14 protein-coding genes are annotated in these 16,078 nt (G+C 41.0%); 9 read left to right on the top strand and 5 right to left on the bottom strand.

Translation table 11 applies throughout. The features are described from left to right. Window positions 1-17 precede the first annotated feature (17 nt). The 3 genes from nifS to I4V44_RS01845 all read left to right on the top strand — a co-directional run bounded on the left by nifS (window position 18) and on the right by I4V44_RS01845 (window position 4,467). A complete protein-coding gene (nifS, locus tag I4V44_RS01835) occupies window positions 18-1,202 on the top strand; it encodes a cysteine desulfurase NifS (protein WP_055149412.1) in 1,185 nt (394 codons plus the stop codon). Between the two features lie 85 nt (window positions 1,203-1,287). Then, window positions 1,288-1,737: a Fe-S cluster assembly scaffold protein NifU gene (nifU, locus tag I4V44_RS01840; RefSeq protein WP_008704067.1), complete on the top strand. Its 450-nt coding sequence runs from the start codon at window positions 1,288-1,290 to the stop codon at window positions 1,735-1,737. Window positions 1,738-1,932: 195 nt separating this feature from the next. Further along, window positions 1,933-4,467: a cation-translocating P-type ATPase gene (locus tag I4V44_RS01845; RefSeq protein WP_196002219.1), complete on the top strand. Its 2,535-nt coding sequence runs from the start codon at window positions 1,933-1,935 to the stop codon at window positions 4,465-4,467. A gap of 76 nt (window positions 4,468-4,543) precedes the next feature. On the opposite strand, the gene I4V44_RS01850 is transcribed toward I4V44_RS01845, so the two are convergent. Together I4V44_RS01850 and I4V44_RS01855 are read right to left on the bottom strand one after the other, a co-directional pair. Further along, window positions 4,544-6,655, bottom strand: a complete 2,112-nt coding sequence (locus I4V44_RS01850) for an amylosucrase (RefSeq protein WP_207744213.1) — start codon at window positions 6,653-6,655, stop codon at window positions 4,544-4,546. A gap of 257 nt (window positions 6,656-6,912) precedes the next feature. Next, complete coding sequence (locus tag I4V44_RS01855) at window positions 6,913-7,731, bottom strand: histidinol-phosphatase HisJ family protein (protein WP_081016933.1); 819 nt, start codon at window positions 7,729-7,731, stop codon at window positions 6,913-6,915. Between the two features lie 318 nt (window positions 7,732-8,049). Here I4V44_RS01855 and gap point away from each other — a divergent pair, with 318 nt between their 5' ends. From gap to I4V44_RS01880, 5 genes are all read left to right on the top strand, one after another. Then, entirely contained in the window at window positions 8,050-9,069 is a 1,020-nt protein-coding gene (gene gap, locus I4V44_RS01860; RefSeq protein ID WP_008704062.1) for a type I glyceraldehyde-3-phosphate dehydrogenase, read from the top strand. A 158-nt stretch (window positions 9,070-9,227) separates the two neighbouring features. Then, entirely contained in the window at window positions 9,228-10,421 is a 1,194-nt protein-coding gene (locus I4V44_RS01865; protein WP_055052483.1) for a phosphoglycerate kinase, read from the top strand. A gap of 44 nt (window positions 10,422-10,465) precedes the next feature. Next, window positions 10,466-11,215, top strand: coding sequence for a triose-phosphate isomerase (gene tpiA, locus I4V44_RS01870; protein ID WP_022381027.1), 750 nt, complete (start codon window positions 10,466-10,468; stop codon window positions 11,213-11,215). Window positions 11,216-11,883: 668 nt separating this feature from the next. Next, window positions 11,884-13,074, top strand: a complete 1,191-nt coding sequence (gene rlmD, locus I4V44_RS01875) for a 23S rRNA (uracil(1939)-C(5))-methyltransferase RlmD (RefSeq protein ID WP_025577281.1) — start codon at window positions 11,884-11,886, stop codon at window positions 13,072-13,074. Between the two features lie 34 nt (window positions 13,075-13,108). Further along, a complete protein-coding gene (locus tag I4V44_RS01880; RefSeq protein ID WP_022381025.1) occupies window positions 13,109-13,582 on the top strand; it encodes a GNAT family N-acetyltransferase in 474 nt (157 codons plus the stop codon). A 100-nt stretch (window positions 13,583-13,682) separates the two neighbouring features. Here the strand turns inward: I4V44_RS01880 and I4V44_RS01885 are convergent, their stop codons facing one another. From I4V44_RS01885 to I4V44_RS01890, 3 genes are read right to left on the bottom strand one after another with little or no spacing between them, the layout of a single operon-like run. Then, window positions 13,683-15,053 carry an NAD(P)/FAD-dependent oxidoreductase gene (locus tag I4V44_RS01885; protein ID WP_196002220.1) on the bottom strand — a complete coding sequence of 457 codons (1,371 nt, stop codon included), beginning with the start codon at window positions 15,051-15,053 and terminating at the stop codon, window positions 13,683-13,685. A 16-nt stretch (window positions 15,054-15,069) separates the two neighbouring features. Beyond that, window positions 15,070-15,426: a DUF6783 domain-containing protein gene (locus tag I4V44_RS18450; RefSeq protein WP_420314752.1), complete on the bottom strand. Its 357-nt coding sequence runs from the start codon at window positions 15,424-15,426 to the stop codon at window positions 15,070-15,072. A gap of 33 nt (window positions 15,427-15,459) precedes the next feature. Next, the gene (locus I4V44_RS01890) at window positions 15,460-15,681 is read right to left on the bottom strand and encodes a helix-turn-helix domain-containing protein (RefSeq protein ID WP_026648433.1); all 222 of its coding nucleotides are present in this window, start codon (window positions 15,679-15,681) and stop codon (window positions 15,460-15,462) included. A gap of 106 nt (window positions 15,682-15,787) precedes the next feature. On the opposite strand from I4V44_RS01890, the gene I4V44_RS01895 reads away from it, so the two are divergent. After that, entirely contained in the window at window positions 15,788-16,048 is a 261-nt protein-coding gene (locus tag I4V44_RS01895) for a hypothetical protein (protein ID WP_008704052.1), read from the top strand. The last annotated feature ends 30 nt before the right edge of the window (window positions 16,049-16,078 follow it).

Genomic DNA, 16,078 nt, shown 5'->3' on the forward strand with positions numbered 1-16,078 from the left:
AACAGGAGGACAAGAAAATGGGAAAAATGATTTATCTGGACAATGCAGCAACAACTAAAACAGCACCGGAGGTTGTCCAGGCAATGCTGCCATATTTTTCAGAATATTATGGCAACCCGTCCAGTATTTATGATTTTGCAGGCAAGAGCAAAGAGGCAATCACCAAAGGAAGAGAGCAGATCGCAGAAGTTCTTGGAGCAAAGAAAGAAGAAATTTATTTCACAGCAGGTGGTTCCGAGTCTGATAACTGGGCTTTGAAGGCTACCTTTGAGGCATATAAAGCAAAAGGAAACCACATCATCACAACAAAGATCGAGCATCATGCAATTCTCCATACCTGTGAATATCTGGAGAAACGCGGCGCAAAGATCACATATGTAGATGTAGACGAGAACGGTATTGTAAAACTGGATGAACTTGAGAAAGCAATCACACCGGAAACAATCCTGATTTCTGTAATGTTTGCAAACAACGAGATTGGTTCTATCCAGCCGATTAAGGAAATCGGACGTATCGCAAAAGAGCATGGAGTGCTTTTCCACACAGATGCTGTTCAGGCATTCTGTCAGGTTCCGATCAATGTGGATGAATGCAATATTGATATGTTAAGCTCCAGCGGACATAAGATCAATGGACCAAAAGGAATCGGTTTCCTCTACATTCGTAAGGGCGTAAAAATCCGTTCCTTTGTACATGGCGGTGCACAGGAACGTAAACGTCGTGCAGGTACAGAGAATGTGCCGGGAATCGTTGGATACGGTGCAGCAGCAGCACGTGCAAATGCATCCATGAAAGAACGTACTGACAAAGAAATCGCTATCAGAGATCATCTGATCCACAGAATTGAGACAGAGATTCCTTATGTAAAAGTAAACGGTGACCGTATAAAACGTCTTCCGAATAACGTAAATGTCAGCTTCCAGTTTGTTGAGGGCGAATCTCTCCTGCTGATGCTGGATAATTATGGAATCTGTGCATCCAGCGGATCTGCCTGTACATCAGGTTCTCTTGATCCGTCCCATGTACTTCTTGCAATCGGACTCCCGCACGAGATTGCACATGGTTCTCTGCGTATGACACTCAGCGAAGAGACAACAATGGAAGATGTAGATTTCGTAGTGGACAGATTGAAAGAAATTGTAGCGCACTTAAGAAGCATGTCTCCATTATATGAAGATTTCATGAAAAAACAGAATAAATAACAAAACAGAAGATAATTGTTTGTATTTTTGCAGTTACAACAGAAATAATATTAAAAGAAAGTCAGGATAACAGGAGGAAACACAAATGGCTTACAGTGAAAAAGTAATGGATCATTTTCAGCATCCGCGTAATGTAGGAGAAATAGAGAACGCAAGTGGCGTAGGTACAGTGGGAAATGCAAAATGCGGTGATATCATGAGGATTTTTCTTGATATCGATGATGAAACACATATCATCAAAGACTGCAAATTCAAAACATTCGGATGTGGTGCGGCAGTTGCAACCAGCAGCATGGCAACAGAGATGGTAATGGGAAAAACCATCGAAGAAGCTATGGAAGTTACAAATAAGGCAGTTATGGAAGCCCTGGACGGACTTCCGCCTGTAAAAGTACACTGCTCCCTGCTTGCAGAGGAAGCAATCCATGCGGCTCTGTGGGATTATGCACAGAAGCATCATATTGAGATTAAAGGTCTTAAGAAACCAAAGTCTGATATTCACGAAGGCGAAGAAGCAGAGGAAGAAGAATATTGATTATAGCAAAAAATCTGAATCTGTTTGTAATCTGAAATCGTTATTTATAAAGAAGGGGCGGGTGATACTCATCATCTGCCCTGTGCTTTATATTATGGCATTATATGATACCAGGGACAAAAGATATTTTGTGAAGCAGTTCCCGCAATTTTTATTATATGATGCTGCTATAAATATTTTCTGCAGGAGGTAGCAATGACAGGACTTACAAATGAACAGGTGCAGGAGAGGATTGCAGAAGGAAAAGTTAATGTCAACGAGAACCCGAATACCAGAACATACAAGCAGATCATTTTGGAAAACACGCTTACATTTTTTAACTTTTTAAATATTGCATTGCTTGTTCTGGTGCTTTTTGTGAGATCTTATAAGAACTCCATGTTTATGGGAATCATTCTGATCAATACAGTGATAGGTATTATTCAGGAGATCAGAGCAAAGAAGACGATTGACAAACTTGCAATCCTTACAGAGAGTAAAACAGTAGTTTTGCGTGAGGGGAAGAAATGGAGTATTTCCACAGAGAAACTTGTTCTGGATGATCTGATCTTTCTGAAAACAGGAGATCAGGTTCCGGCTGACGTAAGGGTACTGGAGGGAACTGTAGAAGTAAACGAGTCTCTACTCACCGGTGAGTCGGACAATCTGTCCAAAAGCCAGGGAGACGAACTTTTTTCAGGAAGCTTTGTGACATCAGGGGAAGCTTGCTGTCAGGTAATCCATGTTGGAAAAGATAATTATGCATCGCAGATCACAAGTGAAGCAAAGGAATTTAAACGTCATAATTCGGAACTTCGCAATTCTCTGAATGCGATTCTGAAGGTGATCAGTATCATTATCGTGCCTCTTGGTGCCATGTTGTTTTACAAGCAATATATGATCGTAGGAGATACACTGAAGGATTCTGTGGTAAATATGGTTGCCGCAGTACTTGGAATGATCCCGGAAGGCCTGGTACTTCTGACAAGTGTGGCACTGACATTGGGTTCTATGGTTCTTGCTACAAAGAAGACACTTGTGCAGGAGCTTTACTGTATTGAAACGCTGGCGAGAGTTGACACGCTCTGTCTGGATAAGACCGGTACGATCACAGAAGGTACCATGAAGGTTGAAGATGTGCAGTTGTATGATACAGCACAGACAACTGTTGTACAACATACAGCAAAATTTGATCCGGAAACAGGGGAGCCTGTTCAGAATGTGTCAGCATTAAAACCGGAGGTTACGGTATCAGCAGAGAAGGAAAACGGACAGATACAGGAAACAGTAAATTCAGAAACGGTATCTCAGGAAGAAAGACAGAAGCTTCAGGAAATTGACCACATTATGGGAAATATGATGTCAGTTCTTCATGATCAGAATGCAACAGCAGATGCGCTGAGAAAGCGCTTTCCTTCAAGAAATGACCTGAAACTGATCCATGCCATTCCTTTCTCCTCAGACAGGAAATACAGTGGTGCTGTTTTTGAAGGAAGAGGAACTTATCTGATGGGAGCTGCACAGTTCCTTTTTCCGGAAGAAAATGAAGAACTTCTGGAACATTGCAGCAGTTACGCACAGGAGGGATACCGTATCCTTGTTCTGGCTCACAGTGAACAGGAGACAAAAGGAACGGAACGCCCGACAGGACTTGAACCGTTGGGACTGTTTCTCATCACTGACGTGATACGTGAGGAAGCACCGGATACTCTGGCTTTTTTTGACAGTCAGGGAGTTGACCTTAAAGTTATCTCAGGAGATGATCCTGTGACTGTCTCTGCGATTGCAAAGAAAGCAGGACTGAAAAATGCCAATCATTATATCGATGCAACAACAATCAAAACTTCGGAAGAAATGCAGCGTGCAGTTGCAGAGTGCAGTGTATTCGGGCGTGTAACACCACAGCAGAAGAAACAGATGGTACAGGCTCTTCAGTCACAGAAGCATACAGTTGCGATGACCGGTGATGGTGTAAATGACGTACTTGCACTCAAGGAAGCAGACTGCAGTATTGCCATGGCAGCAGGAAGCGATGCAGCTAAAAATATTGCAAATGTCGTTCTTCTTGATTCTAATTTCGGGGCAATGCCTCATATTGTAAATCAGGGCCGTCGTGTTGTAAACAATATCAGAAGTGCGGCATCCATGTTTCTGATCAAAACAATTTTTTCTGTTTTACTGTCATTGATCACAATTTTCTTTGGAGATGCATATCCCTTTGAACCAATCCAGATGTCACTGATCAGTGCCTGCGCAGTGGGAATTCCTACATTTCTTCTGACACAGGAAAATAATTACAATAAGATTGACCATACATTCCTGAGGCACGTATTTATGAATGCATTTCCTGCGGCAGTAACCATTACAGGATGTGTATTTACGATCATGCTGGTCTGTCAGGATGTATACCATTCCAACGTCATGCTTAATACAGCCTGTGTTCTGGTTACGGGGTGGAACTATATGTCTGCATTGCGTACAGTTTATTCGCCGCTGAACACATACAGAAAAGTGATCATTTATGGAATGCAGTTTGCATTTTTTATAAGTGCGGTTGTATTGCAGGATTTGCTGACACTGGGTTCTCTGGAATTTGGAATGATCATTCTGGTATTTGTACTGATGACATTCTCTCCAATCCTGATCGAAACTATTACAGAATGGATCAGGAGGATTTATGAGAAGTCACTGGACAGAGAAGATGAAAATAAAGGATTTTTTGCAAGATTTTTGGAAAGAGTCCAGAAGTAAAAAACGAGGACAATCTGTAAAATATGCAGATTGTCCTCGTTTGCATTATGCGGTCTGCGTTATGCAGATTAATGGTTTATTTCTTTCTGCACAGCCAGAAGCATCCAAATGCAGGGATCATAATACCTTTAGCTTCCATCTCATGTCCTGAGATAAGATCAGTGTATATGCCGTCATCTTCGTTGATCCATGCAACCTTATCCTGATCGCTGAAGTTATAGATTCCGATGAATTTCTCCTCTGCATTTTCGCGTACGATTGCAAGGATAGAAGAATCCCAGGTATCGATTGTACGAAGATCAGCTGTTGTATCAAAAACGCTGTGTGAACTTCTGATATGTTCCAGATGATCCAGTGCGTGGAAAAGTTTTCCCTGTACTGTATCTGCGATATTTCTGTTTGGAGCAAGTGACCAGTTGAATTCTCCTCTGTGAAGATAGCGGGAATCAACTGCCTTGTCAGGATCATCTTTATAAGAATAGTCGTTTACCTGACCAATCTCATCTCCGCTGTAGATTACAGGGATACCTGACTGGGAAAGCATAAATGCATGAAGTGTGATGTCATAGCGCACACTTCTGTCAACACCAGCTACATTTCCTTCAAAACCATATTTCTCAATGCCGCACAGAGATGCGGTAGTACCGCAAAGTCTTGCATCACCCAGACGCGGGTCATCATTGTAAAGTTCACCGCGGCCAAATGTATCCGGATATTTGCCTGTAAAGAAATCATTCAGGAATTTCTTATGAGAAACCTCATCGATTGAGAAATTCTTCAGGAAATCATAATCCAGTCCCCAACCAATATCATCGTGGCAACGCAGATAATTCTGGAAGATGTATTCTTTTGGAAGAGATCCCAGAATATCCAGCTGTCTGCGGAGCAGAGATACATCTTTGGTTGCAACTGTGTGCCAGGTGCTTGCCATAGTAGTAACGTTATACAGGATATGGCATTCCGGCTTTTCAAGTGTACCGAAATATGGAACAACTTTTTCAGGAGCCATGACAACCTCTCCGAGAAGAAGGACTCCCGGGCACACGATCTCGCAGATCATACGCATCATACGTACGATTGTGTGAACCTGTGGCAGGTTGCGGCAGTTTGTTCCAAGCTGCTTCCAGATATAAGGAACTGCATCGAGACGTACGATGTCAACACCCTGGTTTGCCAGATATAACATATTGTAGACCATTTCGTTAAACACAACAGGATTTCTGTAGTTTAAATCCCACTGGTATGGATAGAAAGTAGTCATGACATGCTTGTGAAGGTCATCCAGCCATGTAAAGTTGCCCGGTGCGGTAGTTGGGAATACCTGTGGACAGGTCTTCTCATAGAGAGCAGGAACATCGTAGGTATCAAAGAAGAAATAACGGTCCTGGTATTCTTTTTCACCTGCGCGAGCCCGTTTTGCCCACTCATGCTCTTCGGAAGTATGGTTCATAACGAAATCAAGGCAGATGTTGATGCCGCGTTCATGGCATTTGGAGGTAAGCTCTGAAAAGTCCTCCATAGTACCAAGCTCAGGCTGCACTGTGCGGAAGTCAGCTACTGCGTAACCACCGTCACTTTTTCCTTTCGGAGATGCGAGCAGGGGCATCAGATGAAGATAATTGACATTGCATTCTTCCACATAATCCAGATGTTCCTCCAGACCTTTTAAAGTATGTGCAAAATTGTTTACATACATCATCATGCCTACAAGATCATTGCGTTTATACCAGTCCGGATCAGCCTCACGCTTTTTATCAGATGCCTTCAATGCTGAATTTCTGCTGTTATAGAAAGCTTCCATATTAGAAGTAAGATCATGCAGATAGGTCATGACATCATCACGATCCTGATATAATTCGCAATATAACCATTTCAGCTCATCATAATGTTTCTGAAAACGTTCGTTATATAAAGTAAGATCAACAGGAACGTCCAGTTTAACAGGTTCCACTTTGGAAGTCTCGACCTTAACAGGTTCCACTTTGGAAGTCTCGACCTTAACAGGTTCTACTTTAGAAGTCTCGACCTTAACAGGTTCCACTTTGGAAGTCTCGACCTTAACAGGTTCTACTTTAGAAGTTTCAACTCTGACAGGCTCAGTTTTGGAAGTAGTCACTTGTAAAATTTCTGATTCCTGCTTTCTGACTGTTGATGAAGAACGTTTCTTCTGGAGTCTTTTTTTAGCCATAATATTCCTCCCTGGTTTATGAAAAATACAGTAACCGGGCAGTGTCGGGACATATAAAACATAAATATGGAGACACCGGACAGTTACGAATATATACAGAAAGCTGCAATTTCCATATCTGCTGTCAGTTTTTTATCATGATCAGCTATGATGCAGACCAGAGAAACAGTATTTGGAGCAGTTTGGAAATTGGGCTTCTGAAATCATATGTAATATTATATTATAGGAACTGCCATATAGGCAAGTACTGACACGTTTTACAGAGAAATAAATTCCGGTTTACGGTCTTTGAAGATTGTATAGTAACGAAAACCACAGGCTTCCAGTACACTGGCAGCTTTATCAAATGCACAGGCGATTTTATCCGGAGTATGCGCATCTGCTCCGATGGTGATGATCTCTCCGCCAAGTTCTCTATAGCGCCTTATTACGGCAGTACATGGATTGGGTTCTCCAAGACCATAATGATATCCGCCTGTATTAAGTTCGATGCCTTTTCCCATGGAAATCAGTTTCTTCAGAATCTCATCCAGAATATCTTTATACCGTCCGTAAGAATATTCCCGGTTCTTGTTAGGACCATAACGGACAACATAATCAATATGTCCGTAAACATCAAATCCGTCATATGCGGAAATGTTTTCAAGAATGGATTCAAAATATTCCATATAACATAAAAATTCCTTACGTCCTTCAAAAAATTCCGGGTAATAAGGATCATACCCATGGACAAGATGGGATGAACCGATAACGAAATCAAAAGGTGTCTGAGAGAGAAGTGAGTCAAAATATTCTCCCAGATGCATCTGCAGTCCCAGTTCAATTCCGAAACGTACCTGAATTTTATCCTTATACATATCTGAAAGTTCAGCCAGCTTTTCTTTGTAAGCCGGAATATCCAGAGAAAAATCCAGATTGTCCGGAGTAACAGGGTAATCCGGATCCAGATGTTCCGTAAAAGTAATTCCCTGTAGTCCCGTTTCAACGGCGCGATGGATCATAACTTCCATAGGCGTATCCGAGTCAGCAGAAAAAGAAGAGTGCATATGACAATCCCACAATATTTGTCTGTCCATAATTTCAGTCCTTTCTTCTGTAAAAACAGTACTGTTATATTTGCGTGTGATATATTATAAATGAATATTGTGTCCTCTTAAATGGATATATCTGCACCTGAAATATCACAATTACAGGCCCGGATCAGTGTATTCATAAAGCACTGTATACACAGTATAACATATAATTTACATTTTTTACTTAATTTTTATCTGTTTTTTGGAAAATGGTCTTGAATTTTTGTTTAGAATTATGTACAATACATTACAGGTTGATGATTCTTTAACAAACAAAGGATTACCATAATTAACCACTTAATTCATAGGAGGAATTTTATCATGGCAGTAAAAGTTGCAATTAATGGTTTTGGACGTATTGGACGTCTTGCATTCCGTCAGATGTTTGGAGCAGAAGGATTTGAAATCGTAGCAATCAACGATTTAACATCTCCTAAAATGCTTGCTCACTTATTAAAATATGATTCAACACAGGGAAAATATGCTCTTGCAGATACAGTAACAGCAGGAGAAGATTCCATCACAGTTGACGGAAAAGAAATCAAAATTTACGCAAAAGCTAACGCTGCTGAACTTCCATGGGGAGAAATCGGTGTAGACGTAGTTCTTGAGTGTACAGGATTCTATACATCCAAAGACAAAGCTCAGGCTCATATCGATGCAGGTGCTAAACACGTTATCATTTCCGCTCCGGCTGGAAACGATCTTAAGACAATCGTTTACAATGTAAACCATGAAACTCTTACAAAAGAAGATCACATCATCTCCGCAGCTTCCTGTACAACAAACTGCTTAGCTCCAATGGCTAAAGCATTAAATGATCTTGCTGCAATCAAATCCGGTATCATGTGCACAATCCACGCTTACACAGGCGATCAGATGACACTTGACGGACCACAGAGAAAAGGTGATTTAAGAAGATCTCGTGCAGCTGCAGTTAACATCGTTCCTAACAGCACAGGTGCTGCTAAAGCTATCGGTCTTGTTATTCCGGAACTGAACGGTAAACTTATCGGATCTGCTCAGCGTGTTCCTACCCCAACAGGTTCTACAACAATCTTAACAGCAGTTGTTGAAGGAAACGTAACAAAAGAACAGATCAACGCAGCTATGAAAGCAGCTTCTAATGAATCCTTCGGATACAACGAAGATGAAATCGTATCCAGCGATATCGTTGGTATGAGATTTGGTTCTCTGTTCGATGCTACTCAGACAATGGTTCTTCCACTTGAGAATGGCACAACAGAAGTACAGGTAGTTTCCTGGTATGACAACGAGAACTCCTACACAAGCCAGATGGTTCGTACAATCAAACACTTTGGTAAATTACTGAACGCTTAATTTTCAGTAAGTGTAAAGGAATAGACTCCAACGAAGGGTCCGGTCTGATTTGGACCGGACCTTTTTCGCGTGGTCTGGAATGACAGCAGGAAATCAATAAGTTACTGTTTACAGATATGCAGTAACAGTTAAAGAATATTATTAAGGAGGCACCACAAATGCTGAATAAAAAATCTGTTGATGATATCAACGTAAAAGGCAAAAAAGTTCTTGTAAGATGTGACTTCAATGTTCCGCTTCAGGATGGAAAAATTACAGATGAGAACCGTCTGGTTGCAGCTCTTCCTACAATTAAGAAGCTGATCGCTGATGGTGGAAAAGTTATTCTCTGCTCCCACCTTGGAAAACCGAAGGGAGAACCGAAACCGGAATTATCTCTTGCGCCGGTTGCCAAACGTCTTTCCGAGTTATTAGGACAGGAAGTTAAATTTGCAGCAGATCCTGAAGTAGTAGGACCAAACGCGAAAGCAGCAGTAGCTGAGATGAAAGACGGAGATGTTATCTTACTTGAGAACACACGTTATCGCGCAGAAGAAACAAAGAACGGAGACGAATTCAGCAAAGAACTTGCTTCTCTTTGTGATGTATTTGTTAATGATGCATTTGGTACAGCTCACAGAGCACACTGCTCTAATGTTGGTGTGACCAAATATGTTGATACAGCAGTTGTTGGTTACTTAATGCAGAAGGAAATCGATTTCCTTGGAAATGCAGTGAACAATCCTGAGAGACCGTTTGTTGCTATCCTTGGCGGAGCTAAGGTTTCCAGCAAGATTTCTGTAATCAATAACCTTCTTGATAAAGTAGATACTCTTATCATTGGTGGTGGTATGTCTTACACATTCTCCAAAGCTATGGGCGGACATATCGGTGTGTCTCTCTGTGAGGATGACTATCTTCAGTATGCATTAGACATGATGAAGAAAGCAGAAGAAAAAGGCGTAAAACTTCTTCTTCCTGTAGATAACAGAATTGGTGACAGCTTCTCCAATGACTGCAATATTCAGGTTGTAAAACGTGGCGAGATTCCGGACGGATGGGAAGGAATGGATATCGGACCGGAAACAGAGAAGCTTTTTGCTGATGCTGTAAAAGATGCTAAGACAGTTGTATGGAACGGACCGATGGGCTGCTTCGAAATGCCAAACTTCGCTCATGGTACAGAAGCTGTTGCAAAAGCACTTGCTGAAACAGATGCCACAACTATTATCGGTGGTGGTGATTCTGCAGCTGCAGTTAACATCCTTGGTTATGGCGACAAGATGACACACATCTCCACAGGTGGCGGTGCATCTCTTGAATTCCTGGAAGGAAAAGAACTCCCGGGTGTTGCAGCAGCAAACGATAAATAAGAATATAATAACATCCCACAGGGATACTAAGGAGATAAATCATCATGGCAAGAAAGAAAATTATCGCTGGTAACTGGAAAATGAACATGACACCAAGCGAAGCCGTTAAATTAGTAGAAACATTAAAACCATTAGTAGTTAACGATGAAGTAGACGTAGTATTCTGCGTACCTGCAATCGATATCATCCCGGTTGTAGAAGCTGCTAAGGGAACAAACATCCAGGTTGGTGCTGAGAACATGTACTTTGAAGAGAAAGGTGCATACACAGGAGAAATCTCCCCTGCAATGCTCGTAGATGCCGGAGTTAAATATGTTGTTCTTGGACATTCCGAAAGAAGAGAATACTTCGGAGAAACAAACGAAGATGTTAACAAGAAAGTTCTCAAAGCTTTCGAACATGGAATTACACCTATCATGTGCTGTGGTGAAACTCTTACTCAGAGAGAACAGGGCGTGACAATGGATTTCATCCGTCAGCAGGTTAAAGTTGGATTCCAGGGTGTTACAGCAGATCAGGCTAAGACAGCAGTTATCGCTTACGAGCCAATCTGGGCAATCGGAACAGGTAAAACAGCTACAACTGAGCAGGCTCAGGAAGTATGCGCAGGTATTCGTGCATGCATCGCTGAAATCTATGATGAAGCAACAGCAGAAGCAATCCGTATCCAGTATGGCGGATCTGTAAATCCCGCAACAGCACCTGACTTATTCGTTCAGAACGATATCGATGGCGGCCTTGTAGGTGGTGCTTCTCTGAAAGCTGATTTCGGAAAGATCGTAAACTACAAATAAGAATAAAAAACTGATTATAAGCAGATAATCTTTGTGTCCAAACGAGAAATAATATAATGCCCCTGAATACAGGAAAATTGGTAATTTTACTGATTGGATTGTATTCAGGGGATTGTTATAGTTGAAGCAGGTAAGTTACCTGCTTTAATTGCTGTTGCGAATATTTGTTTGGCTATGTCAGACACATAGTATCTTATGAAATTAATATGTATAAAGAAAAAGACAGCTTCATTACTGAAACTGTCTTTTTTATCTGGTGTAAAAATCTGCTGTAAGCTGTTTCTTTTGTACTTTGGGTAAATCTCTTTTGTACGAAAGGAATGCCTCGATACTTTTGTATTTTGACTATTTATCAGGTGTATTTAGTTCATGTATTTTATCTTTTGTATTTTGGAGTATTTCTGAGTTTTTATCCTTGGTGATATAAATTTTTTTCTCTTTGGCAATTCGATGATTTTCTCTTTTGTATGTACAAACTATATCATATTTTTCTACATTCGTCTACAAGTTTCAACAGAAATCAGTCAAAAACATTTCGACAGAATCCCTGCTTTTTCGACATTCGGAGAGGAAATTGACAGATAAATAAAGATTGTCTGATTGCGGGAATCCATTTTCGCTGATATAATGTAAAAAATGTGTAATTATAGAAAGCAGGTTAATATTTTATGGAAGAAAAAGTAACAAAATGTAGTGTATCAAAGAAATGCGGAAGCTGCCAGTATCAGGGTGTTCCTTATAAAGAACAGCTTGCCGCCAAGCAGAAAAGGATGAAGAAGCTTCTTGGAAAGTTTGCAAATGTAAAACCAATCATTGGAATGGATGATCCCTTTTATTATAGAAATAAAGTTCATGCAGTATTTGACAGGGATAAAAAAGGTAATATTATCTGTGGAACCTACGAAGCGAAAACACATAAGGTTGTTCCGATAGAAGAGTGCATGATCGAGGATAAGATCAGTCAGGAAATCATCCGTACAATTCGGGATATGCTGAAATCTTTTAGAATCAAAACATATGATGAGGACACAGGATATGGACTTTTGCGCCATGTGCTGGTGAGAAGAGGGTTTTCCACAGATGAGATCATGGTGGTTCTTGTGATTGGTTCCCCGATCTTTCCTTCAAAAAATAATTTTGTGAAAGCTCTGAGAAAGAAATACCCACAGATTACAACAGTTGTGCTTAACGTCAATGATAAGAAGACCAGTATGGTACTGGGTGAGCGTGATATCGTCATTTATGGAAAAGGATATATCCGGGATACGCTCTGCGGATGTACATTCCGCATTTCTCCGCAGTCTTTTTATCAGGTAAATCCTGTACAGACAGAAATTCTGTATAAGACAGCAATTGAATATGCGGGGCTTGGACGAAAAGAAACAGTGATAGATGCATACTGCGGAATAGGAACAATCGGACTTGTAGCCGCAAAGCGGGCAAAGAATGTCATTGGTGTGGAATTAAATCCGGATGCAGTCCGCGATGCCAGAATCAATGCAAAGGAAAATAAGATTACAAATGCACGTTTCTATCAGGGAGATGCAGGAGAATTTATGGAAAACATGGCAGAAAACGGAGAACATGCAGATGTTGTGTTTATGGATCCGCCACGTACCGGCAGTGATAAAAAGTTTATGTCCTCCGTTATCAAACTGAATCCATCAAGAATCGTATATATCTCCTGTGGACCGGAAACACTGGCAAGAGATCTGGAGTATTTGACAAAACATGGCTATGATGTGAGAAAAATACAGCCGGTAGATATGTTCAGTTTTACAGACCATTGTGAAAATATTTGTCTTTTGACGAAAAAATTTGAGAAACAGACGAAAAATCAAAACGAATACAAATACTAAAAGAATATAAATGCCAAAAGAAAAGGAAGGTTTCATGGAAATAAGAAAAGCATCAGTGCAGGATCTTGGGCAGATCATGCAAGTTTATGATAAAGCCCGCAAATTTATGAGAGAAAATGGCAATGCAGAACAGTGGGGTGAAGATTACCCCTCAGCAGAACTGATAGAGCATGATATTGATAAAATGTATCTGTGCATGTCAGAAGGGCGGATTGCCTGTGTTTTCTATTATGCGGCGGAAGAAGATGAAGATTATAAAGAAATTAATGGAAAATGGCTGAATGAAGAACCCTATGGAGTAGTTCACAGGGTAGCGTCCACAGGAATAGTAAGAGGAGCCGCATCATTCTGTCTGGACTGGGCCTATGCTCAGACACAGAATCTCCGTATGGATACATACAGCGATAACATCCCCATGCAGAAACTTCTGGAAAAATGCGGATTTCAGTACTGCGGTTCATTTGAACGTCTGGGAATGGATAAATGGATGGCATACCAGAAAATATAATAAACAAGTCCCTATCTGTTTCAACTGTAAGAGACAGATGGGGACTTTAAGGTTATTGATTGCTGTAGTTAGAGGTATCCATCAGAAGAAATCCGGTCTTTTACAGATTCTCAACAATCTGGCGTGCTACATATACACCGCTTGCAGAAGCATGGGACAGGGAATGGGTTACACCGCTTCCGTCTCCAATGATATACAGGCCTTTGTATCTGCTTTCCAGATTTTCATCAATATCAACTTCCATATTATAGAACTTAACCTCCACACCATAGAGGAGGGTGTCGTCATTAGCTGTCCCGGGAGCGATTTTATCCAGAGCATAAATCATTTCAATGATTCCGTCAAGGATACGTTTCGGGAGAACAAGACTCAGATCACCGGGAGTAGCTGCGAGAGTAGGTCGTACCATACCTTCTTCGATACGTGCAACCGTACTCCTTCTTCCGCGCACCAGATCGCCGAAACGCTGTACGATCACTCCGCCGCCCAGCATATTGGAAAGACGGGCAATGCTTTCGCCATATCCATTACTGTCTTTAAATGGCTCGGAGAAATGTTTGGCTACCAACAGTGCGAAGTTTGTATTTTCTGTCTGTTTGGACGGATCTTCATAGCTGTGGCCATTTGCTGTGACAATGCCGTTTGTATTTTCGTTTACGACGATGCCATAAGGATTCATACAGAAAGTCCTCACATTATCTTCGAATTTTTCTGTTCTGTAGACAATCTTACTCTCATACAGTTCGTCTGTCAGGTGTGAGAAGATAACAGCAGGAAGTTCTACACGTACACCCAGGTCTACCCGGTTTGATTTGGTTGGGATATCAAGTTCTTTACAGATCTGTTCCATCCATTTGCTTCCGCTTCTGCCTACGGATACAATGCATTTGCTGCAGTCAGTGGTATCATTCTTTGTGATGATACGGTATCTGTCTTCAAGTACTTCCAGACGTTCTACAGGAGTGTTGAAATGAAAATCAACATGCTCTTTTAATTTTGCATATAAGTTCTCAAGAACCACATAGTTAATGTCTGTTCCCAGATGACGTACGGAAGCATCCAGAAGCTTTAATTTGTTCTGCATACAAAGTTTTTTGAATTTGGTTCCGGCTGTAGAATACATTTTTGTGTCCTGTCCGCCGTAGGCAACATTAATCTCATCTACGTAACGCATCAGGTCAAGAGCGTCCCTCTTTCCAATATGTTCATAAAGTGTTCCGCCGAAATCATTTGTGATATTGTATTTGCCGTCAGAGAAAGCACCGGCACCGCCAAAGCCGCTCATAATGGCACAGGTTTTACATTTGATACAGGTTTTTACTTTGTCACCATCAATTGGGCAATGTCTTTTGCTGAGAGGATTTCCAGCCTCAAAAACAGCAATCTTTAAATCGTTATTTTGCTTCATCAGTTCATAGGCAGAGAAAATGCCGCCAGGTCCTGCGCCGATGATCACTACATCATATTTCATATATACTACGATCCTTTCAGGTAAAAATATTTTGTAAATCTGCAGCAAGTCTCCTGAACGCACTATTTAACTGATAAATTGTGAAGCGGATGATATTATGCGCCTGAAGAGAATGCCATAGATAAGTCTGCGTTACTGAGAACGAAGGAGACAGTAATAAGTATACCATAAATAAATGAAAAAATCTTATGTTTTTGTGAATGGACTTTGTGGGATATTTTGCCCGGATGAGGGCGCCGTAGTGGGCTACGGCAACTGAATTCGGGTGAAATATCCCGCAAAGTGGGGCGTGCAGATTGCGGGAATGATTTTTCAGACACGCTCTAGCATCATGAGAAAGATGAAAAGAACAAATAGTTCTATAAAAGGACACAACTACATCATATTGATACTGAACCAGAAAAAATTATTTTTCCTCAGGTTCAGCATTATCCGGAATGTGTTCTACAATATCACCGAAATCGCAGTCAAGGATTGAACATAAGATATCAAGACTGCGGATTTCCACATTTTCATTATGACGGAGTTTATCCAGAAAAGAAGTGCTTATGCCATAGTGAGTGTACAGGGCATACTGGCTGATTTTCCGCTCCTTCATAGTCTTCCATAATTTTCTATAGCTTATCATATGTAATAACCGTCCGATTTGTTCTTGATTCATATTTATTATCGGGTTAAAATAGGTCTTGTAACAGTGTCGTTATAAAGACACTATTGAGAAGGAAAGTGATATAATGAAGACGATCAGAAAGATAATGGAAGGCGTGGCCGCAGCCTGCATATCAGTGGCAATGTATTACTGCTTCCTGAGTGGAGCCCCTGCCGGGGGAACTGAGAGAACTGTTTATATGATCCTGGATGGAATATTCTGTATTTCTGCCTGGGTGGCAGGAGTGGGGATATTATGGTATGTGAGATGGCTTCGCAGACGGAACAAAGAACTGGAAAATATGATAAAGATTTTGCTTAAAAATGCAGACAAACTTGACAAATAGGAAATTCTGCCATACTATAAAAACCAACGA

The sequence above is a fragment of the Blautia sp. 1001283B150304_161114_C9 genome (assembly GCF_015668165.1).
GTDB classification, from domain to species: domain Bacteria; phylum Bacillota; class Clostridia; order Lachnospirales; family Lachnospiraceae; genus Blautia_A; species Blautia_A wexlerae.

What these genes read in the sequence shown, in the direction of transcription:
- I4V44_RS01895 (WP_008704052.1), top strand. Translation starts at nt 15,788, where the DNA reads ATGAAGACGATCAGAAAGATAATGGAAGGCGTGGCCGCAGCCTGCATA.
- I4V44_RS01890 (WP_026648433.1), bottom strand. Translation starts at nt 15,681, where the DNA reads ATGATAAGCTATAGAAAATTATGGAAGACTATGAAGGAGCGGAAAATC.
- I4V44_RS01885 (WP_196002220.1), bottom strand. Translation starts at nt 15,053, where the DNA reads ATGAAATATGATGTAGTGATCATCGGCGCAGGACCTGGCGGCATTTTC.
- nifU (WP_008704067.1), top strand. Translation starts at nt 1,288, where the DNA reads ATGGCTTACAGTGAAAAAGTAATGGATCATTTTCAGCATCCGCGTAAT.
- I4V44_RS01845 (WP_196002219.1), top strand. Translation starts at nt 1,933, where the DNA reads ATGACAGGACTTACAAATGAACAGGTGCAGGAGAGGATTGCAGAAGGA.
- gap (WP_008704062.1), top strand. Translation starts at nt 8,050, where the DNA reads ATGGCAGTAAAAGTTGCAATTAATGGTTTTGGACGTATTGGACGTCTT.
- I4V44_RS01850 (WP_207744213.1), bottom strand. Translation starts at nt 6,655, where the DNA reads ATGGCTAAAAAAAGACTCCAGAAGAAACGTTCTTCATCAACAGTCAGA.
- I4V44_RS01855 (WP_081016933.1), bottom strand. Translation starts at nt 7,731, where the DNA reads ATGGACAGACAAATATTGTGGGATTGTCATATGCACTCTTCTTTTTCT.
- rlmD (WP_025577281.1), top strand. Translation starts at nt 11,884, where the DNA reads ATGGAAGAAAAAGTAACAAAATGTAGTGTATCAAAGAAATGCGGAAGC.
- I4V44_RS01880 (WP_022381025.1), top strand. Translation starts at nt 13,109, where the DNA reads ATGGAAATAAGAAAAGCATCAGTGCAGGATCTTGGGCAGATCATGCAA.
- nifS (WP_055149412.1), top strand. Translation starts at nt 18, where the DNA reads ATGGGAAAAATGATTTATCTGGACAATGCAGCAACAACTAAAACAGCA.
- tpiA (WP_022381027.1), top strand. Translation starts at nt 10,466, where the DNA reads ATGGCAAGAAAGAAAATTATCGCTGGTAACTGGAAAATGAACATGACA.
- I4V44_RS01865 (WP_055052483.1), top strand. Translation starts at nt 9,228, where the DNA reads ATGCTGAATAAAAAATCTGTTGATGATATCAACGTAAAAGGCAAAAAA.